This window comes from Paenibacillus sp. JNUCC32 (assembly GCF_014863545.1).
In the GTDB taxonomy this organism is placed as follows: domain Bacteria; phylum Bacillota; class Bacilli; order Paenibacillales; family Paenibacillaceae; genus Paenibacillus_AQ; species Paenibacillus_AQ lautus_A.
In genome coordinates, this window is the sequence record NZ_CP062260.1 from 4069547 (window position 1) to 4086684 (window position 17138).

Below are 17138 nucleotides of genomic sequence, written 5' to 3' on the forward strand. Positions count from 1 at the left end.
AAATGATAAAATTTTCTATTAATGATATAACAAAGAGAGATGCAGCGCGGCATCTCTCTCGATTGGAAATCTAATCTTCCACTGAATCAGGAACGGACGGAAAGCGAATGATCGCCTCGGTGCCGCTTCCTTTTTCACTGATAAAATGAATGGTTCCTCGCATCGCTTCGATGATCCGGAAGGTGACCATCAGGCCAAGCCCCGTCCCTTTCGACTTATTCGAGAAATACGCCTCGCCCAGCCTCTCCAGATCCCCAGCCTCTATTCCAATGCCGTCATCTTGGATGTGAATCACGACTTCACCTGATTCGGCATAGGCCCAGATGCGAATAACGCCTTCTCCATCCAGTGCCTCGATGCTGTTCTTGACGATATTAATCATCGCTTGCTTCAGTTTGGACGAATTACCGGTGATGTATAATTCCTTGGCGTCATCCAGTTCGATCGTGCCCCCGCTCAGATTCGCAAGCGGCAGCAGAATGCCTTTCACATGCTTCAGCTCCTCATACACGTTCAGCCTGGTCTCATGCTCCAATTCAGGCTTGGCAAACGTGAGGAAATCCGTGATGATCCCGGAAGCCCGGTCCAGTTCTTTCAGCGCCAAGCCAAAATACTCCTTTTCCGTCTGCTTGGAGTTCTCGGCCAGAAGCTGCATGAAGCCGCGCGTCACTTGCAGCGGATTTCGAACCTCGTGCGCAACCGAAGCGGCGAGCTCGCTGATGATCTCCATTTTCTCCGATCGCTGAAGTTCGTGATTAAACATCTCCAGCTCCCGGGAATATTGCAGCACTTGCTCATGGCTTCGGGCGAATTTACGCCCCAGCAATATGATCAGGGAGACGATCAGGCCGATAACGCCCCATTTCCACAGAAAGAGCTCATAATGCCCGTCATGGTAATAGAAGGCCAGCATATCTCCGAGCGTCGCTATCGCCATCATGCCGAAGCCTGCGGTAAAAATATAAGCGTCCTTGTTGCGCTTGGCAGCGTACAGAATCGTGGTACCGATCAGCAGTACCATCTGCAGGATAATCAGGATGCCGAGAATCTTCACGGAGAAGAAATAGTACATATCATAAAACGAATGATGGCTCAGAACATGTACCGCAAGGAAAACCAGGCAGATCCCGGAGTAGGCCATCTGAATTCTTCGGCCGTAGCGAATGATCCGGTAGGGACCGGGTCCGTAGATTTTCTCGAAATAGAAATACAGCGCCGGCAAAACGGTGAAAAGCGAAATATCAAATACCGAGACCCATACGCTGCCGAGTTCGCCATAAAAGGTGTACAGGAACGGCGAGTACGTAATTAGCAAGGCTCCGCTTGCCAGAATGATCACGCTCAGGGACAGCCAGCTGGATACCGTATGCTTCGGAAGGAACAAGCAGCAGAAGAACATGACCACCGCAATAAACAAAAAGGAGCTGCCTAATATAAAATCCTCCAAATCCTTCTTGATAAAACCTCTACGCAGATCATCATACTCGCCGAGCATGATCTCGCTATCGATGCCTAACGTCATATCGCTAGAACCGTTAGTCCATATATAAACGGTTTTGCCGGCATCATCCGGATGAAAAGGAAGCAGCAGCGAATGATTCGTATACATATAGTCCCGCTTGGCTTCATACACCGGTTCGTCGTTCAAGAAAGCCAGAACATCCTGCCCCTTGATCCGGTCAATCATAATGGCCGATTGTTTCCAAGGAAGGTCGGGCAGGGTAAAACGATTCCATGCTGAAGATACCCCATCTGACTTTGGGGGTTCTTTGTTCTCTGGTGTCCCTGTCAGCCAACCGCTTGAATTCCGAATGCCGGCCGGCGAAACAACCTCCTGTTGTTCGTTATCCCACATAAACTGCCAATCAGGTATCACGGTATGAGCACGCTCAGCATCCGATTGTCCCGGTGATAAAATCGATATAATCAGCAGCAGCGGCACGACCAGCAGAAGCAGGAATATGGATTTGGGCATATCCTTCATCTAGTCAGCACCTCTAACCGTTATTGTCAATATAAATCCGTCTTCTTCTCCATCCTTTGCATCGATTCGACAAACTTCGTGTTCATTTACAATCAATATAACATGAAATGCCAGGTATCGTTTGTAAAATTTTATTTACGTTCATACCGACAACCGGCTGAAAAGCAAGAATGGCGGTGCAAGGATCATATCCTTGAGCACCGCCATTTCTTCATTTGGCATGTTCTTCATCTGACAAACCTTACCTCTATTGAGCACACCTGCTTACAGAATGACTAATGCTTCTAATGCGTAGAGTTTGAAGCAAGGCCGATTTTATCGACCATCCGCTGGCTTTCGTCGTTCAACCCTATGAGCGTGAGGTCTTTCCCCGCTTCCTTGTACTTATGCCATACCTTCGAAATGGCATTCGTTGCTGACTGATCCCATACATGGGATTTGGAAAAATCAATCACGACATGTTCCGGATCATCGTTCACGTCAAACAGATTTACAAAATACATCATCGTTCCGAAAAACAGCTGTCCCCGGATTTCGTATACCTTGGTGCCGTTCGGCTGCATATGCGGCACGGCGTGAATTTTGGCCATCTTCCACCCGAAATTCAGGGCGCTTAAGATAATCCCGATCATGACCCCGATGGCCAGATTATGAGTCGCTACCACAATAATAACCGTTGCCAGCATGACGATGGCATCCCCTAACGGCACGCGGTGAAGCGTGCGAAGCGATCCCCATTCAAACGTGCCGATCGAAACCATGAACATGACCCCGACAAGCGCCGCCATCGGAATCTGTTTCACGACATCCCCGAGCACAATGATGAGGAACAGCAGAAACACGCCGGACACCAAGGTGGATAACCGGGTGCGCCCTCCCGATTTCACATTAATCACCGTCTGTCCGATCATGGCGCAGCCCGCCATGCCGCCAAAGAATCCGGTGATCACGTTGGAAACGCCCTGACCGCGGATTTCCCGGTTCTTGTCGCTGCCCGTCTCGGTCATCTCATCCACGAGCGACGCGGTAAGCAGCGATTCCGTCATCCCGACGACAGCAAGAGCCAGGGAAATAGGCAATATCGTCATGATCATGTCCAGGCTCACGATTACATTCGGAATGTGGAAGAACGGCAGTGCCTGTGTAATGTTGCCCATGTCCCCGACCGTTTGCACCGGGGCTTTGAACCAAACCGCAACGATCGTCATCACGATGATCGCAACGAGTGCCGATGGAACCGCTCTGGTTATCAGCGGCAATAAATAAATGATCAACAGCGTGCCGATCACCATCAAGTACATCGGCCACGATTCGCCCTTGAAATTCGGAAGCTGGGCCAGAAAAATGATGATGGCCAGGGAATTCACGAAGCCGGTGATGACCGGCTGGGGAACAAACGTGATAAAACGTCCGAACTTGAGCGCTCCCATCAACCATTGCAAGATTCCCGTCAGAATCGTTGCCGCATACAAATACTCGATCCCGTGCATAGCCACAAGCGGTCCCATCAATGACGCCATGGCCCCTGTCGCCGCTGAGATCATGCCGGGACGGCCGCCGAAAAACGAAATGCTGACGGCAATCACGAAGGACGCATAGAGTCCCACCATCGGATCAACGCCTGCCATGATGGAGAAGGCGATCGCTTCCGGGATGAGAGCGAACGCTACCGTCAGACCCGATAAAATATCTTTGCGCGAGTTGCCAAAGAAGCCTTGTCTAATCCATTGAAACAAAGTCCTGATCACTTCCTGTTCTGTTGTTGGTTGTTGACAATCCACTCTCAGAATTGTCCCGGTCCGTTAGTCGCTTTTTCGATTATAACGGGATCATTTTAAAATTTCATTGTTCAATTTAAGGGAAATAATCCACGAAATCATTCATTTTCTCTCATTTATCTTGTGTTTGGTCCATTTTCCTTATTTGAAAATTTTCATAATACGTCAACCGACAGGGAAAGATAGAGCTTGCTTGGTTTACCATAACCTGATTGTTTCGGGATTCATTCTTGATTCAGCGGGTAAAGTCGAAGTATAGAAACCTATTGTAATTGAAAACAAGGAAGGAGATGGACACGATGCGAGACGAAAACAATCGGAATACGCTGGCAGATTTGACATATTTGGAATTCGAGGCCAAACGGAAAGTCGAGGATACGGCTTGGATTCCGCAAGACGATCTGAGAGACGTCAACACCTATACGGAGCAAAGCCTAAGCAGCGAAGACGCGGATCATATCGCGTACGATCAGAATGAAGCGGCTCCTGCGGATGCAAAACCGGAGGAGCGGATGAACCCCGATCACAGCGCCATCGATGCATGGGAAGCTACAGGTGCCGATCCGGATCAACGGACCATTGCCGATGAGCGGTTATCCTTGTCATCCGATGCCGGAGAAGCCGACGAGGTGCGGCTGGACCGCACCGCCGACGAAACGGTTATTCGCGATGTCGCGGACGACGAGACGGACCGGGAATGGCGGGCCATCGAGGGTGAGCCCCCAACTCGTCCGGGTGACGAGGTCATCGCCGAGTACACCGGCGATGCGAAGCAGAGAGTCGCAGCCGACGCCGCGTTTTCAGGCAGCGGTACCGCCTTTCTGAATCAGGACATTTTTATGAATTACCCTTCGGGTGAAGAGGAGTATACGCCGCTGGAGGACGTGCCCGACGCGGACGCGATTGCGGCCAACAGCCCGGTGGATCCCGCCGCGCCTCCGACGGAACAGATGCACGGAACCGATCTGCTGAACGGCAGCAATGGCGAGGACGACTAAAACCTGCAAGACCCGCCTCTCCTTATAGGAAGGCGGGTCTTATACTAGCACTGTATGATCCCTCTATTTTCCGAATATGATATCCAGCCAGCCGAGAAATGACATCCACAACAGGATGCCGATCAGGGTACCCCATATGAGTGCCGTTAATATGTTGCCCTTTCTTTCCATGCCTACGCCTCCCATACAACCGTCTTTATAGTAAAACAGTATGGGTCAAGCTATCAGTTCTTATACCAGCCGTTCATTTCAAAGATTCGATTTCATAGGAGGAACAGCCGATGAAGAAACAACCTGACGAGAAGCACCGTTTAGTGACCGAACGCGACATCGATGAGGAATTCGGCCTGTTTGTCGAGGATTCCTATCCGGACAGCATTCCGATACCCGACAGCATCAAACACGAGAAGCCGGATGGCAGCGGTACGAGTAACCGCGGAAATCCTCCGTCATCCTAAACAACACCGGGCAGGAATCGTGATCCTCTTCTTTCACCCATGCCATACCTTCCAACATACACTACACCATACGAACCTGGAAGGATGATGCCTCATATGAAAGGATTGCCGATCCATCCCTGCAGACATAAGATCACCCTGCAGCAGCGACTGGCCTCGTTGACCGGACATCTGGTAGAAATCAACGCGCCGAACACCGGGTTGGAACCCGGACGGCTGCAGCGGGTATTCCCGAAAAATTTCATTAAGGTGCAAGGCGAGCTTTTTGTGCCGTCCAGTCTCAACTCAGTTCGGGTATTCGATGTCAAGCCGCCGGGCAAAACGGTGCGGGTTGGGGTACGGACCACCTTCCCGACCCGCGGCGCCTTCGACCGGATCCGGCTTGTCAGAATCGGAGCCGATTTCATCGAATTGCTTGCCAAGGACAAGAACCGTTCGCGGATTCTGCTCCCTTTAAACAAAGTGGAGGGCATATTTCCTGCCAAGTAAAGACGTACAATGCTCCCCATTTCCTGAAGCTTCCGGACTTGTACAGGTTCGGGAGCTTATTTTTTGCGTTCTGAGCCTCTGGCCTTGATTCGTTAATCGCAAGGAAAACATCCTCTATACGCGGTCGGTCTTCTGTGACATAACGTTGATAACGGTTTCCTTAATGTATACTCCGCTATTTCGATTTTCAGTACTTGTCCAACCTGTGATAAAATATGATACAGATTACATGCTTAAGACCTGATAAGGCAAAGCACAGGAGGAGTCAATGATGTTGAAACGCAGAACACGCTGGATGCCGGCCCTGCTCGTCATGCTTGGGCTGTTGTTCGTGATGACGGCATGCGGCCAGAATGACAAGGAAACCGAAAGCGGCGCAGGCGGCGGAACAGGTTCGACGAACGGCGCCGCGGCGCCCGAAGCGGAACCGCCGAAGGAAACCGAGGTCAAGCAGAACGTGCCCGACCCGAACGCCAGCCACCCCATCGTCACGATTGAAATGGAGAACGGCAAAACGATAAAGCTTGAGCTTTACCCGGAGGTTGCGCCGAATACGGTGAACAATTTCATCTCTCTGGTGGAACAAGGGTTTTACGATGGCACAGGCTTTCACCGCGTCATCCCCGGCTTCATGATTCAAGGAGGCGATCCTGACGGGAACGGCACGGGGGGACCCGGCTACGCGATCGCCGGAGAATTTACGTCCAACGGGTTTCAGAATGACCTGAAGCATACGACAGGCGTATTATCCATGGCGCGCGCGCAGGATCCAAACTCCGCCGGGTCGCAATTCTTCATTATGGTCGCGGATGCGCCTTCGCTGGATGCCCAGTACGCCTCCTTCGGTAAGGTCATCGAAGGCATGGAAACGGCTGAGGAAATCGTGGGCTTGGAGCGGGATCAGATGGACAAGCCGCTTGAAGTGCCCGTCATGAAGAAAGTGACGGTCGATACGCTCGGGAAGGATTATCCGGATCCCGAACAGCAGGAATAGCTTTTTGGGGATAAGCGCTGCGGCTCAAGCGCTGTCAGCGAACCATTTTCCTTCCTCGCTTGTGAATGAGCACAGAATCCGGACGGCTTACCAAACAACATGCGAAAGAGGACCGAAGCACGCTTGAAATATAGCTGCGTTCCGGTCCTCTTTTTTTATAGATTACAGCAGGGTATGGCCTTTACGGACGAGTCGGCTTCTCGATCACGTAAAGGCAGGTGCTGTCCGGCAAAGTTACCGCCTTCCCATCCTCATCCATGAATTCAATGCGGTCAGCCAATGCCTCGGCATATCCTTCCTGAAGATAATGCCGCTGCACGCGGATCAGCGCTTCGGGGCCCAGCGTTCGGCGGATGCACTCCGCATACTGCGTAGGCGTGAAATATCCGAACTGCTCCTGCACTTCATGAACATACGCTTCGGGGCCCCAAGTATAGGTATACAGAAACTCCATCGCATCGTTGACAGGCATGCGCACCTCCGCGTCTGCCAGCTGCTCGTAGGATATGACCCGGCCTTTGAAATCCGAGGCATACCGGATCAGCCATTCCATGCCGTCGGCCTCAAGGAAACGGATCCTTCTCCAGGTATCCTCGGGCTCGGTCATGATCCCGTCACGGATAATAATGCGGCCCCCGGGTGCAAGCACCTCATAGGCACTGAGCAAGGCTGCCTCCACGGTCGCCGTATTGAAGCGCGCACCGTCTGTTTCAATGTACGAATACAACTCATGCAGTATCGAGGAGAAGATGACCGTATCGACGCTTCCGGGTTTCACATAGTCCCTGAGATTCAGCGCGTCCCCCTTCAGGACCTCCCATGTTTTGTGCTCCAGACGTTTGCGTTTCTCCAGCGCTTCAATCACGTTGGAGGAGATATCGATCCCGACGGGGCGCGCGTGCGGCAGCCGTTCCTCGATCAGGTCAAGCAGCACGCCGCCTCCGGGACCGATATCCAGCACCGCCGTTCCCGTGATATAATCCAGAATCACTTTCTTGTAATCTCCCGTGCTGTTCATATCGTTTAAATAACTCTCTTCGTTATGAAACCGGTCATAAGCATCCCGCCTCAGGCCAAACAGATCAAACAACAGCAGCACTGCCTTCTCGTAAAGCGGGGATTTCTCCGCCTCGATGCAAAAATCGATTAATTTCTCCGCGGCCTGCGAGAATTCGAAGGTAAAGAATACCGTATCCGGCAGCTCCGGCTTTCGTTCGATGCGGTGGCGCAGATGCGGGTTGGCACTCGCCTGACCTTTAAGGCAGGCCTCCCAATCCGTCTGGCGCAAATATTGCTCGATCATTCTTTTCTTGTACACGTTCAGCTTCTTGACGCCCTTGTAATCGTAATACATATCGTTCATCAGCGGCTCAAAGCTCAGGTGGCTCACCGAATCCGAAGACCATTGATCCTCCGGGCTCTGTTTCTCCGGATGGAGAGCCAGCAGCAATACCTTCACGAACTCTTCCAACGAGAAATCCTGCAGGGCCGCTTCCACATACCAAAGCGTCATGTCCTGAAACCCATGCAGGGCAGCAGGCAGATCCGTCTGCCTCCGAATCTCCTGAAACTGCCTGTCGAAATCTTCTCCCCGGGCAATCGAAGCGGTCCGAAGGCGGCGCAGCCTTTCCTCATAAGTCCACCGATCCGGGACGCTCCCTTGGGCAAGCTTGCGAATCAGTTGTTTGATTTCCTCCTCAACGGAATGCCATAGCTCCTCCGAAACGGCAGCAATGATGCAGTGATTCAAAGGGATCAGCAGCCGGATCAGCTCATCTTCGGTGAGCCGTCCTTCCTCCGTAAGCTTCATCAGCGGCAGGTTTTCCTCGAAGGCGACTTCCCCCCGGATGTGTTGCCCGAGCAGTCCATGGGTAAGTATGAGAGTATGTACCATCTCTTCGTGCGGTGACAGGGTTCCCCTGCCTTGCCGGATATGTCTTTCATACAGCTGCGCGGACCCGATATTATGCAGGAACAATTGGATGCCCGACTGCTGCCAGCGAAGGCGATCCCTCATCGTTCCGCCCTTGGCCGTTTCCGCCCACACCAGGACTTCTTCCAGCAGCTCTTTGATCCAATAGGAAACAGGCAGCGAATCCAGTATCTTCAATGTGCGTTCTACATAATCCAGCACGGGGTTGGCATGGGTCAATTGCCCGATGGACGTGATCCGTTCCAGATTGACGATTCGTTCCTCGGCCGATATCAGCTTCAATAGCCATGGATGCGTTCCCGCAGCCGATTCATCCCCCTGACGAAACGCGGTTATGATATTCAGCGCTTGCAGCATAGGTTGTTCCTCCACTTCCTGTTAAAAATGAACAAAGGTTATCTTGGTTTCGCTGCTACGATTATAACAAATTGTTTAGGGTGGATCGCGGGCATTTGGTAGTTGCGGATGGTACAGGGTATACTGGTCAACGAAACCATATTTTTTATCAATGTGAAGGAGTGAATGTACATGAGCCTGAAAAATAAAACAGCCCTCATCACGGGTGCAGGCAAAGGGATTGGACGCGCCCTGGCCATCGCACTTGCCAAGGAAGGCGTGCACGTTGGACTCGTCGCCCGTACGGCAGCAGACCTGGAGCCGCTGAGCGCCCTGGTTGCCGAGCAATATGGTGTCAGAGCCGTCGCGGCGGTGGCCGACGTTTCCGTGCAGAGCGAGGCAGAGGCTGCTTTCGCGGCGGTAAACATGGAGCTGGGCTCGGTGGACATTCTGATCAACAACGCGGGCATCGCCCAGTTCGGCAACCTGCTGGAAATGGAACCGGAAGCCTGGAAGCGTATCGTCGACGTGAATCTGATGGGGACTTACTATATGACGCGCGCAGCGCTGCCCGGCATGATCGAGCACAACCAAGGAGACATCGTCAATATCTCTTCTACGGCCGGAGAACGCGGCTTCGCCACGGGCTCAGCCTATAACGCTTCGAAATTTGCCGTGATGGGACTGACCGAAGCCGTGCTGCAGGAGGTCCGCAAGCACAACATCCGCGTGACGGCGCTGACCCCGAGCACCGTGAACACGGATCTCGCCGTCAATGCCGGCCTGAAGATCGGGGACGAGGACCGGATGATGCAGCCGGAAGACGTAGCCGAGCTTGTGATGGCGGCGCTCAAGCTGCCGCAGCGCGTATTCGTCAAATCTGCCGGGATTTGGACTACCAACCCGCAATAAGGACGCGTCGACAGACGCTCCCATTGCAATAACCAAATTCAAGGGTGTTCTTTGGTCAGGGGCCAAGGAACATCCTTTTTGCGTGCAGCTTGCGTGTAACGCGATGGTCTGCGCCAGCGAATCCTGCGCACCCCTTCCTCCAAGGTTAGGTTCCGATGAAGTCAAGAACGTTTCGCTTAAATACCCGGCAAGATGCGCGTGCTTTGTTCTTTTTTCCATGCGGAATCAAGTGTCAACCATCCGTTGTCATGATATAATGACATGGCGTCATACGCACAGCCAGACCATTACCAAGCTATACTCATGGAAAGAAGATGACAACAGCATGATCGCCGACATTTTACTTGAAGTGGTACTTCCCATCTTTGTCCTGATAGGCTTTGGCATTATTATGCAATATGCCTTTAAGCTCGATTTGTACACACTCGCCAAAATCAACTTTTACTACATTACGCCTTCAGCCGTATTTATGAGTATGTACGAATCCAAGATGTCACCGCAGCTTCTGGGCATGGTGGCGTTATTTTATGCGCTTTATATCGGCGTCCTCTACTTGATCAGCATGCTGGTTGCCAGACAGCGCAAGTTCAACCGGGGGATGAGAGCCGCATTTACCAACAGCCTCCTGCTGGATAATTCGGGAAACTACGGCCTTCCGATCAATGATCTGGCCTTCAAGGGAGATCCGATGGCCGGCTCGGTGCAAGCGCTGATCATGTCATTTCAAAGCCTCCTTACGTTTACGTACGGAGTTATTTCCATTCAGGGAGCCAAGACGGAGGGATTATACAAACAGGCCATTATCGGATTTCTGAAAATGCCCGTCCCCTATGCCCTCGTCATCGGCATTGTGCTGCATGCCCTGGCCTTGCCGCTTCCGGTCTTTATCTCGCAGCCGTTGACCTATGCGGACCAGTCCATGGTGGCGATCGCCCTGCTGACGCTCGGGGCACAGATCATTAAATATCCGCTGCGCCTGCGCCGGCTCGATGTTTACCTCAGCGTCCTGCTGCGTCTTTTGGTCGCGCCGGCTATCGGCATTCTGATCGTGCTGCTGCTCGGGCTAAAAGGCGTTCCGGCGCAAGCGCTCATCATCGCTTCCGGCATGCCCGTCGGCGTCAATTCGTCCATCCTGGCGGAAGAATATCAGAATGAGCCTGATTTTGCTGCACAAACTGTCCTTATATCGACCATACTAAACGTAATTACGATTACCGGCCTGATCACGCTGGCCAAATTCATAGCCTAAAGACTAACTCAACTCAGCTAGGAGGAATTACATATGAATTTTGATCTTGCGATTGACCGCACCTGTACCAACTGTCAGAAATGGGACAATGTCCCCACCGTCTTCGGCGTGCCGGACGCGCTTCCGATGTGGGTGGCCGACATGGATTTTGCCGCGCCATCCGCCGTTGTAGAGGCGCTTCATAAACGGGTGGAGCATGGCGTGTTCGGCTATACGTTCCCGTCCGACTCTTACCGCGAAGCGATTAGCGATTGGATGAAGAAACGCCACAGCTGGAGCATTCAGCAGGAGTGGATTCAGTTCTGTCCGGGCGTCGTCCCGGCTCTCAGCCTTATCGTGGATGCGTTCACCGAGCCGGGCGATCAAGTCGTCATCCAGACGCCGGTCTATCCGCCGTTCTACAGCGTCGTTCAGGACCATGGCCGTGAGCTGGTGCATAATCCGCTTCTTCTTAGCGAAGAGGGGGATTACACGATGGATTTCGAGGACCTGGAGAAGAGCTTTTCTACCGGCCATGTCAAAATGATCATTCTGTGCAGTCCGCACAACCCGGTGGGCCGGGTGTGGAGTCGAGCGGAGCTGGATCGTCTGGCTTCCCTCTGCCAGCAATACGACGTGCTTGTCGTATCGGATGAAATCCATGCGGATCTGGTGTTTGAACCCGGCGCGCATACGCCGTTCGCCGCGCTGTCCGAGGATGCCGTCGAGCGTTCCATCATCTGTACCGCTCCTAGCAAGACGTTTAATATCGCCGGCCTGAACACGGCGAACATCATCATCCCGAATGCGCAGCTGCGCAGCAAGTTCCGCAAAATATTGAACCGTTACGCCATCGGCTCCATCACGCCGATGGGTGCGGCCGCCACCGAGGCTGCTTACCGTGAGGGCGAACCGTGGCTGGATGAGCTTCTGGTTTACATCCGCGGGAACATGGAGCTGGTAGCCCAATATGCACAGGAACATCTGCCCGAGCTGAAGGTGGTTATGCCGGAAGCCACCTACCTGTTGTGGATTGATTTCCGCGGCATGGGCATGTCCCACGAAGAGCTAAACCGCTTCCTCGTTCAAGAGGCGAAGCTCGGATTGAACAGCGGCGCGGCCTTCGGCAAGGAAGGCGAAGGCTTCATGCGCATGAACCTGGCCTGCACGCGCGCCACCGTTCAGGAGGCGTTGTCCCGCCTGAACAAAGCTGTCGGGGAATGGCGGAAGGCTTAAAAACATACAAGATCCCGGAATGAAATGATAAACGGAGTCAAGCCCATGGCTGACTCCGTTTATTTTTGTATTTTACGATAACGGCTCTTTTATTAGATAATGATCTAAAATTATTATTGACCATCATCTAACAGTTATGTTTTACTTCTATCTAGAAAGGTGGTTAGATGATGGTGATACAAGAAAACGCTCGAGAGATTCGTTATCGGGATCTGTCATCCCAAAAGGAGTATCTGAAGTTAATGATGGCCAATGCCGTGAACCGGTTCGGCGATTCCATCGACATGATTGCTTTTTCCTTGATGGTATACCAGCTTACCGGTTCCGCCTCATGGGTAGCCGTTATTTTTGGCATCAATGCACTCCCTTCCATCCTGTTTCAGCCCTTTGCAGGCGCTATCGTTGAAAGACTTCACAAGAAAACCATCATGATCCTTGCGGATATCGGACGAGGAGTGATTGTAGGCGTCACTGCCGTCCTGCTTCTGCTTGATCTGCTTCAGCCCTGGATTCTGCTTGTGCTTACGTTCATGAATTCCACACTGGAATCCCTTCGCATTCCCGCCGGGTTAGCCATCATTCCCCAAGTGCTTGATAAAGCCTTATATACCCATGGCATATCCTTAAATTCAACCATCAAGAAAATCGTGGAGTTAGCCGGTCTTGGCGCTGCCGCAGCCATCATCGGATTATTCGGCCTTGGGGTGGCTATTTTGATCGACGCCGTCACCTTTTTACTGTCCGCCCTCTTCATTCTGGGCATCAACAGCAAGGAAACATGGCAGCTGAGCCCGATTCGGCTGGATTTGAAAGGCTATCTCCATGCGCTGGCCGAGGGATTCATCTATCTAAGAAAGGCAAAAGTCGTATTCGCCGTCTGCATATTAGGCGGCATCATGGGCATCTTCCTGATTCCCATTAACTCCATGATGGCTCCATACACGACGGGAGTGTTAGGACTGTCCGCCAAGGGGTTGTCCGTTGCCGGCATTTCCTCAACGATCGGTCTTGGCATCGGTGCCTTCTTGTTCCCTTACTTAAGAAAACATTTTTCTGCACGCATTCTGTTCATCACTGGAGGGACGTTCATTGGAATCTGTTATCTGGTATGGTTCTGGATATCGCACTATTCCGGACAAGTCATGCTGACCTATGTCATGTTGGCTTCTACCATGCTGATATTCGGTTTTTTTGCTTCCTTCGTGGAAACGGTGATCGGGGTAGCCTTCATGGAACACATTGAGGAATCCTACTTGTCTCGCGCGGGTGCCATTTTTAACGCGATCGCAAGCTCAACCATTCCGCTCGGTTCGCTGATCGTCGCCACCGCGATGACGTTTATAACCCTTGAACAGCTATTTGTCGCTACTGGTATTTTTACAATTATATTGTTTGTTGGTATGCTCTTCATAAACACATTACGCCAGCTGTAAAGGAGTAATCCCATGAACATAACGGTATTGGCAAGGCCGGATATTCTCCGTGAATGCATCGAATTGCTCTATCGGTATACGAATCATGAAGACACCCGGTCCGTGAAGAATGAACTCACGATGAAATATAATCTGGACTCGCCGGACCTATTGCAAACCTTCGACCCCATCATCGAGATAGGAGAGCTGGTTTACGGCCAACTGGAAGCAGCGCCTGATCGCATGGCTTTTTTCTTCGAAAGCCGGGGACAAGCGGGGTGGTGCTGCGCCAAGCTGCTATTGGATGAATATCTCCGCTCAGCGGGTACGAATGCGAATATTCTTCGGTTGTCCCCTGTCATGCAGGATGAACGGCGGCGCAAGTACGCGGAGTCTCTCTTCCGATTATTTATGGGGGATGCCGAAAGCCACGAATGCCTAGCGACTCATAACGATGCCGATCTGACCAACATGATTGACGGCCTCGAACTGGACGTTCAGGAGAAATGGACACTACATCTCTTATATCAGAACTTTGATTTGTACATGCAGGAATTGCGGAGCATCCTTGAACAGGCCATGACCCTGTATGAGGAACAATTGCCCTTGCTTGAGCCTCTGCTGGACCGCTTTGCGGCAAGATACCATCAGGTGGTTCAAACCGAACCGCTGGAGTACATCAATAACCGATTCCAAATCAATCTCTTGGACGATAAGGAAATCCGAATCGTTCCGCAAATCATGGGTTTCAATATGGTCACGCTCCATCCTCAAAAAAGCGAGAATTCAATAGAGACGCTGTATATCGGCATTCTCTTTGAAGCTCTTCAAGAAGCGGTCAGCCGGGTCATCTCGGACGAGAAGATATGCAAAACGTTGAAAATGCTGAGCGATGCCAGCAAATTTGCAATTCTGAAGTCGATTTACCGTGAGCCGGCATACGGTTCGGAACTGGCAGACCGGCTGAATCTAACCACGGCTACCATCTCGCATCATATGAACGCACTCATACACCAGGGGTTCGTCATGATGGAAAAGCGGGCAAACCGCATCTACTACCGAATGAATCGGACGGCTGTCGAGACTTACCTGGAACAGCTGCGATCCAGCTTATTGCAGCAGGAATGAGCAGTCGTCCTTGCATGCCCGGTATGGAACGGGTCCTCTCCTCATAAGGAAAAAGAAGGATGAGCCAAGGTCTCTCCTTTGGCTCACCCTTCTTATGCAACTCTTCCTCTTCCACAGCCGTTAGTCGCTTCGCCAAACGAAAATAGCTGTTGAGCGAACTCTTATCCGTCTGAATGCTACTGCATATGCTTCGCCAAATACTCGCCGTTTGCCTTCAGCAAGGGATAGGCTTTGCCGGATACCGTCCCGCTCTGCTTATGGCTTTCCAGCAACTCCATGAAGCCGTCCAAATGGTGGGCCGCCTGCTGCTTGTTCCCCTTCTCTTCGAAGCGGATGACCGAATCCAGGTGCGCCGTAAGCGAGCGGGCAGCCCCATGGTTCGCAAACCCGCCTGCTTGCTCCAGCTGATCGACCAGACCTTTCAGGTGCAGGGAGCTTGTATTCTCCAGCTGGTACGTTCCTCTAACAAACTGATACAACCAGTCATACATTATCCGGATATCCGGATCCTGGCTTGCCGCTGCATCTCTTAACACAGGCCCCGAGCCTTTGTAATACGCTTTGAAGGTATCGTTCATATAGCCATACTTCACGCCGCCATCCAGGTATTCCTTATACCGGTTGCGGAATACTTCGTCGGTCAGCATCCGTCCGTCAAACTCGATCTCGACGCCCATCCCGAATCGTTTGGCCGTATATGCGGCATCGTCCAGGCGCTCGCTGCTCATGTCTTCAAAGAAATAGTTCGGCTGGAACGCGACCGCGTCGAATCCGACCTCTTCCCACATATAACTCTTATAGGCCAAGAAATGAGGAATCCAGAAGGACTTTAAGCCTTCGCCGTGAATTTGGCCGTTCACGTATTTCAGCATATCCGGACCGGAAGCGCTTGTGCTTACCTGTTCGGACAGCCAGTATAAACCGGCAAGCTCCAGATTGGAATAATGGTTAGCCTCCCACCGCTGCAGCACTTCGTCCATCCACCAGCGGATCGCCTTTTGCCTGTTCGCCATGGCCGACTCCTCGCCAATGGCCCCGGCGTTAAAATTTTCGGAGATTCCATCTCCGTCCACGTCGCCGAAGTCGGTTAGATACTCGCCCGTATCCGGGATCATCACGACCACCTTGGTTTTATGGTCAGGCTGCCCCAGCTTGGCTCCCACCTCCTTGGTGGCTTCATTGAGCTGGTGCATCTCGCCGTCCGCATCAAAAGTCTTGTCGAGGTACCACTTCCAGTCCTTCAGGTTCGCGCCGCCGCCAAAGTCGCGTCCATCCGGCGATATCAACCCAAGCGTAAGCACGCCGTCAAAAAACCAATCCACCGGCTCCCCGTTCTGGTCCACGTAGCTGATCTGAGGAATGATCTCCTCTTTGCTCCAGTCTCCATCCCCATTGGCATAATGACCATTGTATAGAAGGGATAAATCATGAATGCCGGCCGTAGCCTCTCCCGGCTGCAAATATTTAAATTCTTGCGGCGGAAGCTGCACCGCCCCAGCGGCTTTGCCATCAGTCCCCATGATCTCGATTTCGTCGATGAAGGTCCAGGCCCTTGTATGCATGGTGAAGCTTACCTTCACATAACGCGCGTAAGCGAACTTCCCATCTTCGAAGCCCGGCACGCCATCGGTCTGGCTATCCCAAGCGTACGTTTCGTCTACAGGCGGACCGTCCACCCATAACGTCTGGGTCGCTTTATTCGTCAAGTTCGCCCAATGAACATTGTCGTCCGAGACATACATCGAAACCGTTAGCGGAAACAGAATCGCCGAGCCAGGCCAATCCTGCAGAAAACGCGCGTTGATGCCCGAGATGGATTTGGCCTCGCCAAGATCAAATACGACCTCACGCGTCTTCTTGCGTATATGACCGACCCATGCGGAATCCAGTACATTCCGCGTTCCATGTATTCCGTCGTTCAGTTTATGGCCAGGGTCGGGATAATTGGCTTCCGGGGCCTCCGACCACGAGTAGGTTGCATTTCTTGCCAGGTTTCGCACCTCCGATTGAGCCTCATCAGCATAAGCGAAAGGAATGATCGAGAACATCATGGCCACAATCATGGCTAACGATACCCGTTGTTTCATAGAACGCATATAAATTAACCTCCTCTTATCATGCTTCCTGATCTTCGCCGGTTTTCACCGGACTTCAGCCTTACGAGCTCCAGCAATCGTGGGCCGGCGCCGTAACTCGCGCCATTGCCATGGTTTCGTCATCTCACCCCCTTCCAGTCATGATCTGCCTTCATG

13 protein-coding genes are annotated in these 17138 nt (G+C 52.2%); 9 read left to right on the top strand and 4 right to left on the bottom strand.

From position 1 onward, the window contains the following. Positions 1-70: 70 nt before the first annotated feature. Both JNUCC32_RS18380 and JNUCC32_RS18385 read right to left on the bottom strand, forming a co-directional pair. Positions 71-1984, bottom strand: a complete 1914-nt coding sequence (locus tag JNUCC32_RS18380; RefSeq protein ID WP_192569389.1) for a sensor histidine kinase — start codon at positions 1982-1984, stop codon at positions 71-73. Between the two features lie 284 nt (positions 1985-2268). Then, entirely contained in the window at positions 2269-3720 is a 1452-nt protein-coding gene (locus tag JNUCC32_RS18385; RefSeq protein WP_192569390.1) for a SulP family inorganic anion transporter, read from the bottom strand. A 341-nt stretch (positions 3721-4061) separates the two neighbouring features. On the opposite strand from JNUCC32_RS18385, the gene JNUCC32_RS18390 reads away from it, so the two are divergent. The 4 genes from JNUCC32_RS18390 (at position 4062) to JNUCC32_RS18405 (ending at position 6701) form a co-directional block, all read left to right on the top strand. Then, positions 4062-4760: a hypothetical protein gene (locus tag JNUCC32_RS18390; protein WP_192569391.1), complete on the top strand. Its 699-nt coding sequence runs from the start codon at positions 4062-4064 to the stop codon at positions 4758-4760. Between the two features lie 281 nt (positions 4761-5041). Then, positions 5042-5218 carry a hypothetical protein gene (locus JNUCC32_RS18395; protein ID WP_015733913.1) on the top strand — a complete coding sequence of 59 codons (177 nt, stop codon included), beginning with the start codon at positions 5042-5044 and terminating at the stop codon, positions 5216-5218. A gap of 96 nt (positions 5219-5314) precedes the next feature. Continuing rightward, complete coding sequence (locus JNUCC32_RS18400; protein WP_015733912.1) at positions 5315-5707, top strand: hypothetical protein; 393 nt, start codon at positions 5315-5317, stop codon at positions 5705-5707. 271 nt (positions 5708-5978) lie between these two features. After that, on the top strand, positions 5979-6701 hold the full coding sequence (locus tag JNUCC32_RS18405; RefSeq protein ID WP_192569392.1) for a peptidylprolyl isomerase: 723 nt from the start codon (positions 5979-5981) through the stop codon (positions 6699-6701). Positions 6702-6882: 181 nt separating this feature from the next. Here JNUCC32_RS18405 and JNUCC32_RS18410 read toward each other — a convergent pair whose 3' ends face one another. Next, positions 6883-8991: a class I SAM-dependent methyltransferase gene (locus JNUCC32_RS18410; RefSeq protein ID WP_192569393.1), complete on the bottom strand. Its 2109-nt coding sequence runs from the start codon at positions 8989-8991 to the stop codon at positions 6883-6885. 171 nt (positions 8992-9162) lie between these two features. Between JNUCC32_RS18410 and JNUCC32_RS18415 the strand changes: the two genes are divergently transcribed. The 5 genes from JNUCC32_RS18415 (at position 9163) to JNUCC32_RS18435 (ending at position 14886) form a co-directional block, all read left to right on the top strand. Then, positions 9163-9882 (top strand): 3-ketoacyl-ACP reductase, encoded by a 720-nt coding sequence (locus JNUCC32_RS18415; protein ID WP_192569394.1) that lies wholly within the window; start codon positions 9163-9165, stop codon positions 9880-9882. 325 nt (positions 9883-10207) lie between these two features. Next, a complete protein-coding gene (locus JNUCC32_RS18420; protein WP_192569395.1) occupies positions 10208-11131 on the top strand; it encodes an AEC family transporter in 924 nt (307 codons plus the stop codon). A 33-nt stretch (positions 11132-11164) separates the two neighbouring features. Then, positions 11165-12346, top strand: coding sequence for a MalY/PatB family protein (locus tag JNUCC32_RS18425; protein ID WP_192569396.1), 1182 nt, complete (start codon positions 11165-11167; stop codon positions 12344-12346). 167 nt (positions 12347-12513) lie between these two features. Next, on the top strand, positions 12514-13779 hold the full coding sequence (locus tag JNUCC32_RS18430; protein WP_228468781.1) for an MFS transporter: 1266 nt from the start codon (positions 12514-12516) through the stop codon (positions 13777-13779). Positions 13780-13791: 12 nt separating this feature from the next. Then, entirely contained in the window at positions 13792-14886 is a 1095-nt protein-coding gene (locus JNUCC32_RS18435) for an ArsR/SmtB family transcription factor (RefSeq protein ID WP_192569397.1), read from the top strand. Between the two features lie 176 nt (positions 14887-15062). Here JNUCC32_RS18435 and JNUCC32_RS18440 read toward each other — a convergent pair whose 3' ends face one another. Then, positions 15063-16982 (bottom strand): DUF4855 domain-containing protein, encoded by a 1920-nt coding sequence (locus JNUCC32_RS18440; RefSeq protein ID WP_192569398.1) that lies wholly within the window; start codon positions 16980-16982, stop codon positions 15063-15065. Positions 16983-17138 lie beyond the last annotated feature (156 nt).